The organism is Streptomyces sp. NPDC001351 (assembly GCF_042896045.1).
Classification (GTDB): Bacteria; Actinomycetota; Actinomycetes; order Streptomycetales; family Streptomycetaceae; genus Streptomyces.
In genome coordinates this window covers 301385-319690 of the sequence record NZ_JBIAWS010000003.1, presented here as the reverse complement: position 1 = coordinate 319690, position 18306 = coordinate 301385, and the positions used below count along the sequence as shown (strand labels likewise).

Here is an 18306-nt window from a genome sequence, read left to right as displayed (position 1 = left end):
TCGTCAGTACCCAGGGACCGAGGACGCGGGGTTCACGGCAGTCGGCAGGGAGCATCATGGCCACCACGAAGAACGGCAAGCAGCCCGCCCACCGACCCTCGCGGCGGCAGCACATCATCGCCGCCGCCGTGCGGGTCTTCGGCCGCAACGGATTCGCGGAGACCAGCATTCAGGACATCGCGGACGAGGCCGAGGTGGTCCCCACGGCCGTCTACTACCACTTCGACGGCAAGGAGGAGCTGCTCGAACTCGCCATGCGCCGGGTGTTCGACCAGCTGAACGAGGTGGTGGAGGCGGCCCGGCCGGCGTCCGAGCCCGGTGATGCGGAGGGTCTGGTCCGGGTCATCGACGCCGTGTGGGACTGGGTGGAGCAGAACCCGGACGAGGCCCGTCTCTACCAGGTCCAGGTCGCCTCCGCCAGCGGCAACGTCAAGGTGCTGCGGGACGAGTTCGAGCAGCGCCACATCCAGCGCGGTTACGACTATCTGCCCGAGGGCACCACACGCAGCCCCAGGGCGGCCAAGGCCCGGCACGCGACCCAGGCGCTCGCGGTCCGTACGTTGATCAGTACGACCATGCTCGTCACGGCGCTGCGGGCGGAGGGGGGACCGCTCTCCCGACTGCCCTCCCAGTCCGTACTGGAAGCGGTCAGGGCGCTGGCACTGCGCATCGTGGCCGCCGAGCAGAAGCCGGCGGAGCGGGCCGGGTCAGACACCTGAGGCGGGTCACCAGGGCGCTTCTGTCGCCGTGCCGCACGGCTTGCGCACCGCCTTCACACCATCAGGACCGAGCACGCGCTGATCCCGGGCGCCCCGTACACATGGGTGAAACCCACTCGGGGAGCGCCGGGCACCTGCACACCGGGCGCGCGGCCCTGCAGCTGCCGTACCACCTCGTGGAACTGACGCAGCCCCGAGGCGCCGACGGGCTCCCCTCCCGCCAGACAGCCGCCGTCGGTGTTGACCGGTATCCGGCCCGTGGGATCGGTGGCCCCGGTGGCCAGCAGTTCCTCCTGCTCGCCGTGACCGCACAGCCCCGTCTCCGCCAGGTGGATCAGCTCCGAGCCGCTGTCGGTGTCCTGCAACTGCGCGACCTGTACGTCCGTCGGCCGCACCCCCGCCCTGCGGAAGGCCGCCTCCGCGGCGTCGACGCTCGGGCTGTGGTGAGGTCCCGGCGGCAGCCAGGGCGAGAACACCTCGAACGAACCGAACCGCCGGGTCCGGAAGGCCAGCGACGCCAGCCGGACCGGCCGTTCGCACAGATCGAACGCACGGTCGCCGAGTGCGAGCACCAGCGCCGCCGCTCCCTGCCCGGGCGAACAGAACATGTACTGGGTGAGCGGGGGGCTGACCTCGGCGGAGTCCAGGATCTCCCGCTCCGTCAGCGGCTTGCGCCGCCAGGCCAGGGGGTGCTGCGAGCCATTGCGGAAGGCTCGCGCGGCGACCATCGCCAGTGCCCGCTCCGACACTCCGTGCTCGTACAGGTACCGCTGGGTCTTCAGTGCGAAGAACTGGGTCGTGAGCATCATGCCCGTCTCGGCGTACCAGTCGCCCAGGCCGTAGCGGGCCGCGGAGACGTGGAGTGCGCCCCGCTCGTGCTTGTCGAACCCCACCGCCAGTCCCAGAGAGGCCTCGCCCGCCCGCAGTGCGTTGGCCACCGTGAGCACGGTGGACGCACCGGTCGCGCAGCCGTTCTGCACGTTGACGAACGGCACTCCGGTCAGGCCCAGACGGCCCACCAGGGTGTCGGGCTTGCCGGACACATCGGAGCCGCCGACGGCGTAGCCGATGTCCTCCCAGGCGACGCCGGCGTCGGTCAGCGCCGCGCGTATCGCACGCTCGGCCATGTCCATTCCGGTGACACTCTCGTCGCGGCCGAAGGGATGCATCCCGCATCCGACCACGTACACATCGTCGGGCCGGCTCATCGCTCCCCGTCCCGCTCCGGGCGAAACCCGAAGGTCACCACGTCGGTTCCGTCCTCGTCCCGGTACACGGGCACCGTGGTGAGCCGGACCGGCAGACCGATCCGGATCTGCGCGCGGGGCACCGCCAGCCGCGCTTCGACCAGAACCTCACCGAGGTCCACATAGCCGACGTGGTAGGGCCGGTGGCCGCCGGACGGCGCCCGGTACGGCGGCTTCGGCCCGAACGCCTGGAGCGTCCATGACCACACGCGCCCGCTCACCGGCAGCACCCGCACCGACATCGCCCCGTCCGGACACCTGGGGCACGAGTCCTGGTGAGGGAAGACGACGGTGCCGCAGCCGGAGCAGCATGCGCCCAGGAGACGCGGTGGATCCTCGCCGTCGAACTCCCGGTTGCCCCGGTTCTCGAACAACGACTCGTCGATGAGCCTGATGGGCACGCTCCGGCCCTCCTTTCCACGTCACCAGCCCAGCAGCCCGGCCAGCCGTTCCCGATGGTGTGCGGCGCCGCCCAGCAGCACCGCGTCGGACTGGGCGCGCCGGAAGTACAGGTGGGCGTCGTGCTCCCAGGTGAAGCCCATCCCGCCGTGGAGGTGCACGCACTCGGCGGCGACGGAGACGAACGCCTCGCCGCACCACGCCTGGGCCACCGCCGCCGCCTCGGCCAGCGCCCGAGGCGAGGCGTCCGTCCGGAGCGCGCGCACCACGGCCGACCGTGCGGCCTCGACCTGGAGCAGCATGTCGGCACAGGCGTGCTTGACCGCCTGGAAGCTGCCGATCGCCCTGCCGAACTGGGTACGGTCGCGCACATGGGCCACCGTCATGTCCAAGGCGGCCTGCGCTCCGCCCAGTTGCTCGGCGGCCAGAGCCACCAGGGCCACGTCCAGGGCGTGAGAGACGATGTCCGCCCCCTCGCCGCCGACGGTCAGCGGCCGGGCGAGCGCACCGGAGAAGGTGACCACCGCCTGGCCCCGGCTGAGGTCCAAGGTGGGCACCCGGCGCACCGTGACCCCGGGCACGTGCGGGTCGGCCAGAAAGAGGTCCACGCCGTCGGTCCCGGCCGCTGCCACCACCAGCGCCTCGGCGTCGGCGCCGTCGAGAACGAACGGCGCGGTGCCGTCCAGCAGGGGGACGCCGCCCTGCCAGGAGACGGCCACCGGCACGGCGTCGGCCCGCCACGTCCCGTCGGGCGCGGCCACCGCCAGGGCGTGCACGGTGCCTCCGGCCAGCTCGGCCAGCGCCCTGTCGGCCGTACCGCAGCCGGCCAGCACCTGCCCGGCCAGCACGGTGGAGGACAGCAGCGGCACCGGTGCCAGTGTTCTGCCCAACTCCTCGCAGACGGCGGCGATCTCGACGAGGCCGCCGATGCCTCCCGCCGATTCGGGCAGGCCGAGGGCCGCGAGACCCACCTGCCGGCCGAGGGTGTCCCACAAGCCGGCGTCGATGCCGGGGGCCTCCTCGGACAGCCGGCGCACCGCGGCGGTGCCGCCCGAATCCGCGCACACCGAGCGCACGGTCTCGCGCAGGTCCTCCAGCTCGGTGTCCGACAGGGCCGTGCCGCCGGTCATGGTGCTCGTCATCGCGCACTCCCGCTCTCGTCGCGCCGTTCGTCGTTGTCGACGTACCGCCGTCGGCGCAGGGCGCTGTGCGCGGCTGCCATCCGCGCCACCGGCACGCGGTGCGCGGAACAGGAGACGTAGTCGAGACCGAGGTCGTCGCAGAAGGCGATCGACTCGGGGTCCCCACCGTGTTCACCGCACACGCCCAGCTTGATGCCGGGTCGTACGCTCCGTGCCCGCTCGGCCGCCAGGCCGACCAGGGCGCCCACCCCGTGCGGGTCGAGCCGGGCGAACGGGCTGGCGGTCAGGAACCCGCGTTCCTGGTACGAGGCGAGCACCTGCCGTTCGACGTCGTCCCGGGAGAAGCCGTAGGTGAGCTGGGTGAGGTCGTTGGTGCCGAAGGAGAAGAACTCGGCGTGCTCGGCGAGTTCGCCGGCCAGCAGGGCGGCCCGCGGGGTCTCGATCATCGTGCCGAGCCGGTACGGGACCTCCACCCCGGTGCGGGAGGCGACGGCGTCGGCGGCACCGCGTACGTACGCGGCCGCGGCCGCCAGTTCCTGCGGCAGGCTGACGAGCGGGATCATCACCTCCAGCTCCGGCCGGACACCGGTGGCGGCGACCTCGGCCCAGGCGGTGAAGAGCGCCTCGGCCTGCGCCGGGTAGAGCCTCTCGTGCAGCAGCGCCAGCCGCACACCGCGCAGCCCGAGCATCGGGTTCGCCTCGCGCAGCGCGGCGGCCCGCTGCTCCTCGCCGGCGTCCAGGGCCTGCCCGGGGGCGGGCAGGAACTCGTGCAGCGGGGCGTCCAGCAGGCGCACGGTGACCGGGCGGTTCCCGACCGCGGCCAGCAGCGCGAGGAAGTCCTCGTGCTGGGCGCGCTCCAGTGCCGGCAGCGCCTCGTCGCGGGCGGTCGGGTCGGCGGCCAGGAGCACCCGGCGGATCAGCGGCAGCCGGTCGCCCAGGAACTGGTGTTCCGTACGGCACAACCCGACACCCTCCGCGCCCAGGGCGAGAGCCGTGTCCACCTCGGCCGCGGTGTCGGCGTTGACCCGCACCCCCAGTCGGCGCACATCGTCCGCCCACTCCAGCAAGGTGGAGAGTTCAGCCGGCGGTCCGGCCACACTGACGCTCAGCGTCCCCGCGTACACGGCGCCGGTACGGCCGTCCAGTGAGACCGGGTCGCCCTCACGCACCACCCGGTCCCCGAAGCGGACCGTCCCCGCGGCCAGGTCCACGCGCAGCCCCTCGGCGCCGCACACCGCGGGCTTGCCGGCGCCCCGTGCCACCACGGCGGCATGCGAGGCGATACCGCCACTGCCGGTCAGCACGGCGGCGGAGGCCAGCATCCCGGGGACGTCCGCCGGGGTCGTCTCGGCGGCCACGAGCACGACGCGAGTGCCGTCCGCGGCCAGTTCGAGGGCACGTTCACTGGACAGCACGACCGCTCCGGTCGCCGCCCCAGGGGACGCGGGCAGCCCCTTGACCAGGAGCTCCTCCCCGCCGGTCAGCCGTAGTCGGGGATGCAGCAGTTCCTGCACCTGCGCGGGCGTGACACGCCGTACGGCCTCCTCGCGGCCGAGCGCCCCGTCCCGGGCCAGGTCCGCGGCCAGACACACCGACGCCCGCAGCGGCGGGCGGGCCTGCGCCGAGGCGGCGAGCAGGGAGATCTCGTCGTCGCGTACCTCGAAGTCGACCGACACCGGCGCGCGCAGATGGCGCTCCAGGGTGAGCAGCGAGTGCTCAAGGAGGGCGGTGCCGCCCGCGAGCCGGTCCAGCGGCTCACCGGTGTGCGGCGGCGGGGCGCTGCGGCGCACCCCCCGGAAGAAGGAGCCCTGGGGGGAGAGGCGCCCGGTCTCGGGGTCACGGCTGACCGCCGTACCGTAGCCCGAGTGGTCCGCCGGGCCGATCCGCAGGGCCTGCACATGCAGGGCGAGGGCCAGGTCGGCGGGGAGCCGCTGGGCGCGGCGGGACCTTCTCGCACGCGGCGAGTCCCACCGGGCGAGGAGGGCACGGGCGGCCAGCGCGAGCTGCTGCGCCGGGTCGTCGGGGAAGGGCCGGGAGCCGTGTTCCGCGGCCAGGGAGAGGAGCACCTCCACCCGTGCCCGGGGCGCGGGCGTGTCCAGGAGGGCGTCGTCGAGCAGCGCGCCGGGCACGTCGAGGGCGTACTCGGCGATCATGCGAACGGTGGTGGCCCACACCTCGTACAGTGCGTCCGCCCGCCCGATGACGGCGCACAGGTCGTCGGCACGGGCGGGAGTGACGCCGAGACAGGCCAGGTCGGGCGGCAGTCCGGCGATCTCGGTCGGTGCGCTCGCCGACAGGCGCAGCAGCAGCGGTCGGGCCGCCTCCCCGATGCGCCGCCCCGAGAGCTGTTCGACCAGGTGCACGGCGGCTTCGGCGGTGTCGGGTTCGCACAGCGAAGCGGCGGCGCCCGCGGGCACGGTGAGCCCCGGCACGACCGGCAGGCCGAGGGCCACCAGCCGGTCCATCGCCGCGCCGTGCGCGCCGAGTTCGTCGGAGCCGAGGCCCCGGGTCCGTCCCTGTCCGTAGGGCACCAGGATCCGTCCGTGGGTCCCCCAGGGCGCCCCGGACTGTGCGAGCGGGCCCGCCTCGCGGTCGGTGACGCTCAACCCCGGCTCCTTGCGACCAGTTCCTCTTCTCGGGCCTCGTCCTCGGCCCTGCTGATTCCCAGCACGAGCAGCAGCTCCTGGTGCAGCCGCATCCACACGGTGTGGTACGAGTCGCACAGCGGCGAGGCCAGCCATGCAGGCTCGCCGTCGTCGAAGCGGTCGAGGGCCTCCTCCAGGGCCGTCAGGTACTGCCCGCTGCCCGTGAGTACCCGGTCGAGCCGGCGCAGCACGGGCCGGATGGCCTCGTGCACGTCTTCCAGTGCCTCGCGCACCTCGGCGTCGTAGGCATCGTCGGAGTGGTCGTTGGCGGTGCCGTCGGGACGGCACTGCCATGCCGTGCACACCTCGCGGATCTTGCGGTTGACCGGCAGGAACGCCTCGTACGCCGCCGTGATCCGTGCCTCCTGCTCGGAGCCCGCGGGTACCCGCAGGACCTGCGCCGCGGCGGTTTTGGCGCGCTCGGTCGGCAGCACCACGGGCCCTTTCACCATCGCCAGCCCGGCGTCGACCAGCGGACGGTGCTCGGACTCCGGCCGGCCACGCCACATGCCACGCAGAACGAGGTCGACGACGGCTTCGGTGAGGGGCTCGTCGGACGCGTCCGGAAGGTCCACGGCAGCAGATTGCATCGCCACACCTTTTCCCCGGTTCTGTGGTACCGGTTCCTCGGTTCTGTGTTGCCCGGAGGTTACGCCCCGGCGGGCCCGTTAGTGAAGAGGGACTCAAGAAACACTTTCCGATTCCCTGGCCCCGGCCCGGCTGTCGCCCGCCTTCGGGCGGCTGCCCGCGGCGAGGAACGACGCCATGCGGTCCTGTGCCTCCCGGCCGTCCGCCAGGGTGGCGATCAGCCGAGCCTCCTCGGCGAGGTGGCGGCGCAGTTCGGCGCTCGAGCCGGCGCGCAGCAGGCCCTTGGCGGCCCGCAGCGCGTCACCGGCCCCGGCAGCGAGATCGGCCGCGGTCCGATGCGCCGCGTCGTCCAGTTCGTCCTCGTCCACCGACCGGGAGACCAGGCCCCACCGTTCGGCGTCGTCGCCGGTCAGGACCCGGTTGGTGAGGATCAGGTCCGCCGCCCTGCGGGGGCCCACCAGGCGCGGCAGGAACCATGACGCCCCGCAGTCCGGTGTGAGTCCGATCGCCGTGTACGCCAGCCGGAACCGCGCGGACCGGGCCGCCAGGACGATGTCCCCCACCAGTGCGAGGCCGATCCCGCCGCCCGCGGCCGCGCCGCGCACGGCGGTCACCAACGGCACCGGCAGTCCGTGCAGGACCTGTATCGCGTCGTGCGCGGCGCTCGCCACGGCGTGCACGTAGGCGCCGGTCTGTGCACCGCGGCCGGTGAATGCGCGCAGGTCACCGCCCACGCAGAAGCTGCCGCCCGTCGATCGCAGCAGGACCGCGCCGCCCGGGTCCGCGGCCACCTCGACGGCCCTGTCCCGCAGCGCCTCGGCCGTCCTCAGGTCCAGGGAGTTGCCCCGACCGGGATCGTCCAGCCTCAGCTCCACGACTCCGTCCGGACGGCGGACGATCCGGACCGGCTCGGTGCTCACGGGGAGGCTCATGACGTTTCTCCTGTCGTCTTCCCGTCGCCGGGTGCTTCCCGGCAAGATACTGAAGACGCTATACAGTTTCTAGGATGCGACGGGCGCCGATGCCCGTACGCCCGTCGGCGGGAGGTCCCGTGCCCATCCAGTTCGATGTCGACCCGACTGTCGCTCAACTCACCGCCTCCACCGCCGAGTTCGTGCGCGAGGTGGTCATTCCGGCCGAGCGCGAGTGCGGTGGGTCCGTGCACGACGCCCCTGAGGCACTGCGGGAGACCCTGCAGAAAGCGGCCCGGGACGCGGGTGTGTTCGCTCCGCACGTACCGACGCGGTGGGGCGGACACGGGCTCGACCTGCGAGGACAGGCAGTGGTGTTCGAAGCGGCGGGCTACTCGCTGCTCGGACCGCTGGCGCTGAACTGCGCGGCCCCGGACGAGGGCAACATGCACCTGCTGGAGAAGGTGGCCACCGAAGACCAGAAGCAGAGGTATCTGCGCCCGCTCGCCGCCGGCGCGACACGGTCCTGCTTCGCCATGACCGAACCGGCTCCGGGAGCGGGTGCCGATCCCCGCTCCCTGCGGACCACCGCGAGCCGGGTGTCCGGCGGCTGGCGCATCGACGGGCGCAAGTGGTTCATCACAGGTGCCCAGGGAGCCGACTTCGCCATCGTCATGGCCCGGACCTCCGGCAGCCCCGGCGACCCGGGGGGTGCCACCATGTTCCTGGTCGACGCGGGCACCTCCGGCATGCGCATCGTCCGCAACATCGAGACCCTGGACGAGTCGCTCTTCGCCGGGCACGGCGAGATCGTCTTCGAGGGGTGCGTGGTGGGGGAGGAGCAGGTGCTCGGGGCGGTGGACCGCGGCTTCGAAGGCGCCCAGGTCCGGCTCGGTCCCGCCCGGCTGACCCACTGCATGCGCTGGCTGGGAGCCGCCCGGCGCGCTCAGGACGTCGCGCTGGAGCGGGCGGGCAGCCGGATGGCGTTCGGCTCGGCGCTGGGAGATCTCGGCATGGTCCAGCAGATGCTGGCCGACTCCGAGATCGACATCGAGGCCTGCCGCGCCCTGATCCTGCGTACCGCCTGGGAGCTGGACACCGGCTCCGCCGCCGCTTCGCAGCTCACCTCGGTATCCAAGACCTTCGTGGCGGAGGCGGTGAACCGGGTGGTCGACCGGGCGGTGCAGATCTGCGGAGCGCTCGGCATCTCGGCCGCCGACGCCCCGCTGGCCCGTCTCTTCAGGGAGGTGCGGCCGTTCCGGATCTACGACGGGCCGTCGGAGACGCACCGTTTCGCCATAGCGCGCCGCGCGGTGCGGCCCTATCGTCAGCCGCGCCCGGACCCCGCGGACGGTTGATCGCCCCGCAGTCGGCACAGCCCGCCTGGTGCGAGTCGACAGCCGCCAAGCGAGCGGGGCGACGCCGGTCCCCAGAGTCGAGCCCCGTCGAACGGGCCAGAGGGGTTCGTTGCGCGGGACATGCCGCTGTCCATGGCGCTCGGGGTCAACGTCGGCTCACAAACCGGCATCATCGAACTGGTCGAGGTCGAACTGGTCGAGAAGGAAGTCGACCGGTGCGAGGCCCGAGGCGGCGGATTCGCCGTCGTGAAGAAGCTGCTCCGTCCAGATGACCTTGCCGCGGGTCGTGTACCGCGTTCCCCATCGCTGCGCGAACTGCGCCACCAGGAAGAGCCCCCGCCCGCCTTCGTCCGTGGTCGCCGCCCGCCGCAGGCGCGGCGAGGTACCGCTGCCGTCCGAGACCTCGCAGATCAGACGCCGCCCGTGCAACAGCCGCACGCCGACCGGCGGCGAGCCGTACCGGATCGCGTTCGTGACCAACTCGCTGACGATCAGCTCCGTGGCGAATCCGGTCTCCTCCAGCCCCCACTCCAGCAGCGTCTCCCTGCAGCGCGCCCGCACCGAGGGAACCAACGCCGGATCGGGCGGCACGTCCCACTCGGCCACGCGCGAGCGCGGGAACATCCGGGTACGTGCCGTCAGCAGCGCGATGTCGTCGGAGGGGTGTGACGGCTTCAGCGCGTCGATCACCGCCTGACACATCTCCTCCGGAGTGCGCTTTCCGGAACCGCCCAAAGCCCGGCGCAGCCTCTCCATCCCGACGTCGAAGTCGTGGGTGCGGTTCTCCACCAGCCCGTCGGTGTACAGCACCAGTTGTGAACCCTCCGGCAGGGACACCTCTGCGCTCTCGAAGGGGTAGCCGCCCAGACCGAGGGGTGCCGAGACCGGCACACCAACGCAGGTGACCGTCCCGTCCGGGCGCACCACCACCGGTTCCGGGTGTCCCGCACGGGCCATGGTGCAGGTCCCCGCCACCGGGTCGTAGACCGCGTACAGACAGGTCGCTCCGGTCACCCCCTCCCCTTCGTGGCCATCCGCGGCAGCACCCCTGTTCGTCTCGTTGTCCATGCGCACGACCAGGTCGTCCAGGTTCCCGAGCACCTCGTCCACGGGCAGGTCCAGGGTGGAGAAGTTGTGCACAGCGGTGCGCAGCCGACCCATCGTCACCGCCGCGTGCAGCCCGTGACCGACGACGTCACCCATCACCAGGGCCACGCGCGCGCCCGGAAGCGGGATGACGTCGAACCAGTCCCCGCCCACCCCCTCCTCCGAGGGCAGATACCGCCAGGCCACCTCCAGCGCGTCCTGCTCCGGCTGTCCACGCGGCAGCAGACTGCGCTGCAGCGCCACCGCCATCGCGTGCTCCCGGGTGAACCTCCGGGCGTTGTCGATGGCTACCGCCGCCCGTACGGCCAGTTCCTCCGCGAAGGTGAGATCCTCCGGCTCGAACGCGGGGGAATCCGCCGTCCGGTAGAAGTTCGCCACGCCCAGCGGTACGTTCCGCGCCTGCAGCGGCACGGCCACCAGCGACCGCAGCCCGCCCTCCAGAGCCTTCCGGGAGCGCTCCGGGTCCTGTTCCCGCCAGCCTTGTGACCGGCGCAGGTCCCTCTCCAGCATCCCCCGCCCCTCCTGCAGCGTCCGCATCTGCGGGGTATGGGGCGAGAACGCGATCACTTCGTCCAGCGGATACACCGGTATCATCCGCTGTTCGCCGCCGATCGCCGCCCGGCGCAGATGCCGCCAGCCCTCCGCCGTCGGCTCCCACCCCCGCAGCACCGCGTCGAGCAGATCCACCGTCACGAGGTCGGCGAACTGCGGCGCCGCCACGTCGGCCAACTCCTGGGCCGTATGCCTCACATCCAGCGTCGTCCCGATCGCCACCCCGGCCTCGTACAGCAGCTTCAGCCGCTCCCGCGCGACCTCGGCCCGACCCGAGACCTCCGCCAGCTCCGTGGTGTCCCGGAGGGTCACCACGCTGCCTCCCCGGTCCCCCTGCGGGTACGTCGGCCGTTTGTTCACCGCCAGCAGTCGGTCCCCCGCGCGACGCACCTCGTCGGTGACCTCCTCCCGCGACGACAGCAGGCTCATGACCGGCTCCGACAGTCCCAGCTCCCGCACCGAGCGCCCCCGCACGTCAGCCGGCAGTCCGAGAAGCCGCTTCGCCTCGTCGTTCGCCAACAGCAGCCGTTCGTCGACGCCCGTGATCAGCACCCCTTCCCGCACCGCGTGCAGGACCGCGTCGTGGTGCTCGTACAGCTGTGCCAGCTCCACCGGAGCCAGGCCGTAGGTCTGCCGCCGCAGCCGCCGGGACACCAGCGTCGTTCCCGTCACGGCCAGCGCCAGCGCGACCGCGCCGCCGGCCAGGATGATCGGCAGCTGCGGCAACCACAGCCCCGCCACGTTCTTGACCGTGATTCCGGCGGAGACCAGGCCGACCACCTTGCCGCGCGAGTCGGTCACCGGGACCACCGCCTGCACGTCCGTCCCCCGGCCCGCGGGCAGAGGCGGCCCACCGGCCTGCTCGACAACGGTACGGCCCTTCAGCGCCGGTGCGATGTCGCCGACGAACTTCTTCCCGATCTCCCGCGGATAGGGGTACGTGTAGCGAATCCCCTTCGTGCTCACGACGACGACGAAATCCATGCCTGTGCGCTTGCGCGCCGCCTCGGCCCGCGGCTGGAGCACCGCTGAGGGGTCCCGGCTCCGCAGCGCCGCGGCCACGCCAGGGGCACTCGCGAACGAATGGGCCGCGATGACCGACTCCCGTCGTCCCTGCTGCAGAGCGTAACTCGCCGCTTGGAGCACCATGCCCAGCACCGCGGCCACCACCAGCAGGACCACGATGACGACCTGGAGGAGGAACACCTGACCGGCCGCACTGCGCAGGATCCGGGAAGCGCGCCCCTTGCGCGAGCGTCCGACGGGCGGATGACGTTCCGGGCCCAGAGGGCGTCCGGAGAATGCCTCCATACACCCTTGATAGCACCACTGCGGGCAAGCCGACGCTGATCAAATCCGTCGCGCGGCAGGCGGGACGTTGCGGACACGGCCTGGCGCGGTCGCCTGCTCGCCGGGAGCAGACGTAGTCGTGACACGGCTTCCAGCCACCTACGCGGAGCGCTCTGGAGTCCCGGGGCGCCTACAGCGGACGGCGACGGCCGCGATGTCGTCATCGAGCCTTCCGCCGCTGTAACGGAGTAGGTCCCGGTGAAGCCGGTCCAGCAGCTCACGGGGCGTCGCCGGACCGAGCTGCCGCATCCACTCCGGTAGCGGGAAGAACGTGCCGGCCCGGTCCCGGGTCTCCGTCACGCCGTCGGTGTAGAGCAGCATCTGGTCGCCTGAGGCGAAGGCGACGGTGTCGACGTTGTAGTCGTCCCCGAGGAGGGTCGCGAGGTTGAGGGGCGGTGAGGGGACGGTGGGCTCAAGGACGCGGATCTCGCCGTTGCGCATCACCAGTGGCGGAGGATGGCCACAATTGAGGATTTTGACGTGTCCGCCGACACTGGGGATCTCGGCGATCAGAGCAGTGGCGAAGCGCTCAGGCTGATCCGGGTCAAGGATGGCGACGCTGTAGCGCCTCATGCTCGTCTCCAGCCGATGGATGACGCCCCTCAGGTCGGGCTGGTCGTACGCGTTCTCCCTGAAGCAGTTGATCACCGCCGAGGCGGCTCCCACGGCCGGCAGCCCTTTGCCGCGCACGTCACCGATGAGCAGCCGAACCCCGTACGGCGTGTCGGCCACCTCGTAGAAGTCGCCTCCGATCCGGGCCTGCTCCTGAGCCGCCAGATACAGCGACTCGACATCGAGACTTTGGACACGGTGCGGCAGCGGGCGCAGCAACACCTGCTGCGCTGCGTCGGCGACGAGCCGGACCTGGAAGAGCGTTTCCTCTCGTTGGAGCCGAAGATGACTCGTATATGCGGCCGTCAAAGTGACCGCGACGATCGCAGCCGCCGTGTAGGGCGTTCCGAGATCGGAGTACACGAGGCTCAGCCCGATCATGGTCAGCAGGCAGAACGCCCCCAGCGCGATCGTCGGGAGCACGGGCCACATCGCAGCGGCCAGGGCGGGTGCGGCAGGCAGGAGACGGCTGAAGGCGATCTCCCTGGGAGTGGCGAAGGCCAGGCCGGTGATGAGGGCGGTGAGAATCACGGGGGACAGCAGGACGATCTCGCGTCGGGCATCGGATGAAGGGCGGTGGCGCCGGGGTCGTCCTGTCCTGATCACAAAAATCATCTTAATGGGGCATAACGGGCTTCGTTCGTGAGAGCATCGGCGCCCATGCGTGCCGAGGTGAAGCTCGCGCCTCTCCGGGCCGAGCCTCCCTCTCTTCGAGGGCGAACGTGGTCTGGGGCCACGGCCGTTGGCGCGAACCACAGGTCATGGCCTTCATGTCCGGGAGGGGCGGCACAGTAGGCGGTGGCCGACGTGGTCGGACGGCTGCGGGATGACCGCACGGATAAAACGCCAGGGGCGGCGCAAGAACGCCGGTGTGACTGCCCGGAGTTTGTCGGTCACTCTCAGCTGTCCTCGGACGGGCCGTCATCCGCATGCTGGGATAAACTGGGGCGAAACTGTGTGCGCCCGCTGTCCCCTCGCGGCTCGGCCGCCCGACGGTGCGGCACGGTGGCACCCGCTCGGTCAGCGGGAAGTCCACGCCAACAGCCCCAGGGGACGGTCGCCTTCCCGTAGGTCCGTTCTCCCGTAGGTCGGTTTTCATGGACCTCAACACCATCACCGAAGTAATCCGGCAGCCGTCCGACCAGCCAGGCATGGACTGGCACGAGGGCGACGCCTGGCTCGCAGGCGGAACATGGCTCTATTCCACGGAGCAGCCGGACCTGCGACGGCTGATCGACCTGACGGCGTTGCGTTGGGAGCCTCTTGTTCCGACGGACGAGGGTCTGGAGATCAGCGCCACCTGCACCATTCGCGACCTGTACGCCTTTCCATGGCCTCAGACCTGGACCGCCGGAATTCTCTTCCGGAAGAGCTGCGAGGCATTCCTGTCCTCGTTCAAGGTCTGGAACGCGGCGACCGTCGGCGGCAACATCTGCATGTCCTTGCCCGCCGGCCCGATGATCACGTTGACGGTCGCGCTCGAGGCGCGGTACGAGCTGTGGGCGCCCGACGGCTCCGTACGCTTCGTCGACGCCCTCGATTTCGTCACGGGCGACCACCGCAACATTCTCGCCCCCGGGGAGATCCTCCGGCGCATCACCATTCCGGAGTACGCGCTGCGCAAACGCACCGCGCACCGTCGCTTCACGCTGACCCGGCTCGGCCGCTCGACGGTGTTCCTCGTCGGCACGCAACGTCCGGGAGCCAATGACCTGCTGCTCACCGTCACCGCCGGCACCACACGGCCGGTCCGCATCGCCTTCGTGTCCGTGCCCGATGCCCGAACCCTGCGGCAGAGCATCGACGCCGTGCCTGCCGACGTCTGGTTCGCCGATCCCAACGGGACCCCTGACCACCGTCTGCACCTGTCACGGCACTTCGCCGAAGAGATCCGCCGCGAACTCACGGCTGGGGACCTGCCATGACCTACATCGTGAACGGCCGCAGATTCGACCGGGAACCGGCCCCGGGCCAGTGTCTGCGCACGTTCCTGCGCGCACTCGGCCACTTCGGCGTCAAGAAGGGGTGTGACGCCGGCGACTGCGGCGCCTGCACGGTGTGGCTGGACGGGGTACCGGTACACAGCTGCATCACCCCCGCCTTCCGTGCGGACGGCCGTGAGGTGACCACGATCGAGGGCCTTGGGCGACCAGGCGCCCTGCATCCCATGCAGCGGCAGTTCGAGGACGCCCCGGGGTTCCAGTGCGGTTTCTGCACCGCAGGGATGATCATGACGTCGGCGACCTTCACCGAGGACCAGAAGGCAGACCTGCCACGGGCGTTGAAGGGTAACCTCTGCCGCTGTACCGGATACCGGGCGATCGAGGACGCCGTGAAGGGCGTCGGTGCGGTGGAGACGGCAGCACCGGGCAAGGCCGTCGGGACGAGCGTCGGCGCGCCCGCGGGCCATGACGTGGTGACCGGTCACGCCGAGTTCACCATGGACACGCGCATCGACGGCATGCTGCACCTCAAGGTGCTGCACTCGCCCCACGCCCACGCCCGGATCCTCTCGATCGACAAGAGCGCCGCCCTCGCGGTGCCCGGCGTGCATCGGGTCTACACCTGGGAGGACGTACCCCGCAGACGCTTCACCTCGGCGATCCACACCGACCACCTGGTCGACCCGGACGACACCTACATCCTCGACGACACGGTCCGCTTCGCCGGTCAGCGCGTCGCCGCGGTCCTGGCCGACACGATCGGGGCGGCGGAGGAGGGCTGCCGGCGGCTCGCGGTCGAGTACGAGGTGCTGCCGGCGGTGTTCGACCCGGAGGCGGCGATGGCCGACGGCGCACCCCAGCTGCACGGCTCCCACGATCCGTTCGTCCGCGACCCCGGCCACAACATCCTGGTCGAACTCCACTCGCACATCGGTGACGTCGATGCGGGGTTCGCCGCGGCCGACGTGATCCACGAAGGCACGTACTTCTCACCGCGGGTGCAGCACGCGCATCTGGAGACCCATGGTTCGATCGCCTGGATGGAGGACGGTCGGCTGAACGTCCGCACCAGTTCCCAGTCACCGTCGATCGCGAAAGTCAAGCTGGAGTACCTGTTCGCGCTGCGCCCGGACCAGGTGAGGGTGTTCTGCAAGCGCGTCGGCGGCGGATTCGGCGGCAAGCAGGAGGTGATCGCGGAGGACCTGGTCGCGCTCGCCACCCTGGACACCGGACGGCCCACCTGTTTCGAGTACACCCGTGAGGAGGAGTTCACCACGGCCTCGCCGCGGCATCCGATGAGCCTGACGGTCAAGCTCGGCGCGAAGGCCGACGGAACGCTCACCGCCTTCCAGGTACGCAACGTGTCGAACACCGGCGCCTACGGGAACCACGGCGGCGAAACGCTGTACGCAGGCGGAGCCGCCGTCATGCTCTACCGCTGCCCCAACAAGAAGTACGACGCGTACTCCGTCTACACGAACACCGTGCCGAGCGGGGCGCTGCGCGGTTACGGCATGACGCAGCCGGCGTTCGCCGTGGAGTCGGCCATGGACGAACTGGCCCGCGCCCTGCACATCGACCCGCTCGAACTGCGCCGGCGCAACATCGTGCGGCCGGGTGAGCCCCTGCTCGCGATGCACGAGGGCCCCGACGACGTGATCTTCACCGAGGACGGCCTCGCGCGGTGCATCGACCTGGTGGGCGACGCACTGGCTCGCACGGCCGACCAGCCGCCCCCCGGCCCGGAGTGGCTCGTCGGAGCCGGCGTCGCGAGTTCCCTGCACGAGACCGCGCCCCCGACGGACCACCTCTCCGAGGCATGGGTCACGCTGGGCGACGATCTCATCTACGAACTGGCCGTCGGTACCCCGGAGTTCGGGGAGGGAACCTCCACGGCCCATGTCCAGATCGCAGCCAACCAGCTGGGCACGACACCGTCACGGATCCGTCTGGTGCAGTCCGACACCGACCGCACGGGATTCGACACCGGTGCCTTCGCGAGCGCGGGCCTCTTCGTGGCGGGCAATGCGGTCCTGCGGGCGGCCAATGGCGTGCGCGACCGCATTCTGCAATTCGCCGCCGCGCACACGGGCATCCATGTCGTGATGTGCACGATGGACGACGACGGTGTCGTCTGCGGGGACCGGCGGGTGTCGCTGGCCGAACTCGTCGCGCTGGCCCGGAGACGTGGCATCCGCTTCACCGCCGCCCGCAAGGCATACGGCTCACCCCGGAGCGTCACCTCCAACACGCAGGGGTTCCGGGTCGCCGTGCACCGCGTGACGGGTGAGATACGGATCCTGTACAGCGTGCAGGCGGCCGACGCCGGGGTGATCATCAACCCGGCGCAGGTCCGGGGACAGGTGGAGGGCGGTGTCGCCCAGGGAATCGGCTTCGTGCTGACCGAGAACCATCAGGTCGACGGCAACGGCGTCATGCTCAACCCGAACCTCCGGAACTACCGCATCCCCACCTACGCCGACATCCCCCGTACCGAGGTCCTCCTGGTGGGCTCGGCGGATTCGGTCGGGCCACTGCGGGCGAAGGGGATGGCGGAGTGCTGCATCAACCCAGTGGCCCCCGCGCTCGCGAACGCGGTGCATGACGCCACGGGTGTCCGCTACCGTGCGCTGCCGCTGACTCCGGAACGCATTTACGGCCGGCTCCCTGCGGAGCAGTCGGTGTCGACAGGTTGAGCCACCATGAACACCGAGAAGAACGTAGCCGCCGCGGCGACGGCGATCATCGGCCAGAAGGTCCTGCCCGGGATGGAGCGGGAGTTCGAGTCATGGCAGGAGGATCTCAACGCCGCGGCCGCCTACTACCCCGGTTTCCTCGGCGCCGAGATCTCCCCGCCGACGGCGCTGCAGTCCGATTGGGTCGTCGTGTACCGGTTCGACTCGGTGGCGCATCTGCAGGCGTGGATCAACAGCGCGACCAGGCAGACGTATCTCGACGTCGGCGCCAAGTACTTCGACGGTCCGGCGACCCAGCAGGTGGTCAGCAGCGGCACCCAGTCACTGGATCCGCTGGTCACCGTGGTGGTCACTCACCGCGTCTCCCCGAACCAGGTCGACGACTTCCTCGCCTGGCAGCACCACATGGTCGAGGAGGAGAGCAAGTTCGAGGGGTTTCGCGGGACCGAGCTCTTCCGCCCCATCGAGGGGCTTCAGGCGGAATGGACCACGCTGTACCGCTACGACAGCGCGGAACACCTCGACGCCTGGCTGACGTCGCCCGAGCGGCAGAGGATCCTGGCCGAGGGCGAGAAGTTCAGCGACTTCCAACTGCACACGATCGACAACTCGTTCGGCAGTTGGTTCGCCTTCGAGGGCAACGGCAAGGAGGCACCGTCGCCACCCTCCGAGACCAGGACCTCCCTCGCGGTCTGGGTCGGCCTGTACCCGACTGTCGTGCTGCTGACGCTTGCTCTGTCCCCGCTGCACATGCCGCTCTGGATCGGCCTGCTCGTGGGCAACCTGCTGTCGAGCTTCCTCATGAGCTTCCTGACGATGCCCTACTACGTGAACCCGCTGCTCGGGCGATGGCTGCGGCCGGCACCGGACGAACCGGCCAGGGCCAACCTCCGTGGTCTCGGTAGGGTCGCGGTGGCGATGGCCTTCTGGGTCGTCGTCTTCTACCTCGTCACGGTCCGGTTCTGGACGCTGCCCTGACCGGCGACTTCGGCAGCCTGCCGTCCTGAAGCCGAGCGGTTCTTCACGCGGAGCGATGT

The 18306-nt window shown here is 71.0% G+C and carries 13 protein-coding genes; 5 read left to right on the top strand and 8 right to left on the bottom strand.

Going from position 1 to position 18306, the window contains the following annotated elements:
- Window positions 1-56: 56 nt before the first annotated feature.
- Entirely contained in the window at window positions 57-719 is a 663-nt protein-coding gene (locus ACFY1U_RS11795) for a TetR/AcrR family transcriptional regulator (protein ID WP_390693956.1), read from the top strand.
- A gap of 53 nt (window positions 720-772) precedes the next feature.
- Here ACFY1U_RS11795 and ACFY1U_RS11790 read toward each other — a convergent pair whose 3' ends face one another.
- The 6 genes from ACFY1U_RS11790 to ACFY1U_RS11765 all read right to left on the bottom strand — a co-directional run bounded on the left by ACFY1U_RS11790 (window position 773) and on the right by ACFY1U_RS11765 (window position 7672).
- A complete protein-coding gene (locus tag ACFY1U_RS11790; protein WP_390693955.1) occupies window positions 773-1927 on the bottom strand; it encodes a thiolase family protein in 1155 nt (384 codons plus the stop codon).
- Entirely contained in the window at window positions 1924-2367 is a 444-nt protein-coding gene (locus ACFY1U_RS11785) for a Zn-ribbon domain-containing OB-fold protein (RefSeq protein WP_390693954.1), read from the bottom strand. The genes ACFY1U_RS11790 and ACFY1U_RS11785 overlap by 4 nt, the downstream gene beginning before the upstream one ends.
- Window positions 2368-2388: 21 nt before the next feature.
- Window positions 2389-3507, bottom strand: coding sequence for an acyl-CoA dehydrogenase family protein (locus tag ACFY1U_RS11780; RefSeq protein ID WP_390693953.1), 1119 nt, complete (start codon window positions 3505-3507; stop codon window positions 2389-2391).
- Window positions 3504-6113 carry a putative PEP-binding protein gene (locus ACFY1U_RS11775; RefSeq protein WP_390693952.1) on the bottom strand — a complete coding sequence of 870 codons (2610 nt, stop codon included), beginning with the start codon at window positions 6111-6113 and terminating at the stop codon, window positions 3504-3506. The genes ACFY1U_RS11780 and ACFY1U_RS11775 overlap by 4 nt, the downstream gene beginning before the upstream one ends.
- A complete protein-coding gene (locus tag ACFY1U_RS11770; RefSeq protein ID WP_390693951.1) occupies window positions 6110-6742 on the bottom strand; it encodes a hypothetical protein in 633 nt (210 codons plus the stop codon). The genes ACFY1U_RS11775 and ACFY1U_RS11770 overlap by 4 nt, the downstream gene beginning before the upstream one ends.
- 93 nt (window positions 6743-6835) lie before the next feature.
- The gene (locus tag ACFY1U_RS11765) at window positions 6836-7672 is read right to left on the bottom strand and encodes an enoyl-CoA hydratase/isomerase family protein (protein ID WP_390693949.1); all 837 of its coding nucleotides are present in this window, start codon (window positions 7670-7672) and stop codon (window positions 6836-6838) included.
- Window positions 7673-7791: 119 nt separating this feature from the next.
- On the opposite strand from ACFY1U_RS11765, the gene ACFY1U_RS11760 reads away from it, so the two are divergent.
- Complete coding sequence (locus tag ACFY1U_RS11760; protein WP_390693948.1) at window positions 7792-9009, top strand: acyl-CoA dehydrogenase family protein; 1218 nt, start codon at window positions 7792-7794, stop codon at window positions 9007-9009.
- Window positions 9010-9165: 156 nt separating this feature from the next.
- Here the strand turns inward: ACFY1U_RS11760 and ACFY1U_RS11755 are convergent, their stop codons facing one another.
- Window positions 9166-11979: a SpoIIE family protein phosphatase gene (locus tag ACFY1U_RS11755; RefSeq protein WP_390693947.1), complete on the bottom strand. Its 2814-nt coding sequence runs from the start codon at window positions 11977-11979 to the stop codon at window positions 9166-9168.
- A 138-nt stretch (window positions 11980-12117) separates the two neighbouring features.
- Entirely contained in the window at window positions 12118-13161 is a 1044-nt protein-coding gene (locus tag ACFY1U_RS11750) for a PP2C family protein-serine/threonine phosphatase (RefSeq protein WP_390693946.1), read from the bottom strand.
- Window positions 13162-13727: 566 nt separating this feature from the next.
- On the opposite strand from ACFY1U_RS11750, the gene ACFY1U_RS11745 reads away from it, so the two are divergent.
- From ACFY1U_RS11745 to ACFY1U_RS11735, 3 genes are read left to right on the top strand one after another with little or no spacing between them, the layout of a single operon-like run.
- Complete coding sequence (locus tag ACFY1U_RS11745) at window positions 13728-14555, top strand: FAD binding domain-containing protein (RefSeq protein WP_390693944.1); 828 nt, start codon at window positions 13728-13730, stop codon at window positions 14553-14555.
- Window positions 14552-17269 carry a molybdopterin-dependent oxidoreductase gene (locus ACFY1U_RS11740; RefSeq protein ID WP_390693943.1) on the top strand — a complete coding sequence of 906 codons (2718 nt, stop codon included), beginning with the start codon at window positions 14552-14554 and terminating at the stop codon, window positions 17267-17269. The genes ACFY1U_RS11745 and ACFY1U_RS11740 overlap by 4 nt, the downstream gene beginning before the upstream one ends.
- 6 nt (window positions 17270-17275) lie before the next feature.
- The gene (locus tag ACFY1U_RS11735; protein WP_390693941.1) at window positions 17276-18247 is read left to right on the top strand and encodes an antibiotic biosynthesis monooxygenase; all 972 of its coding nucleotides are present in this window, start codon (window positions 17276-17278) and stop codon (window positions 18245-18247) included.
- The last annotated feature ends 59 nt before the right edge of the window (window positions 18248-18306 follow it).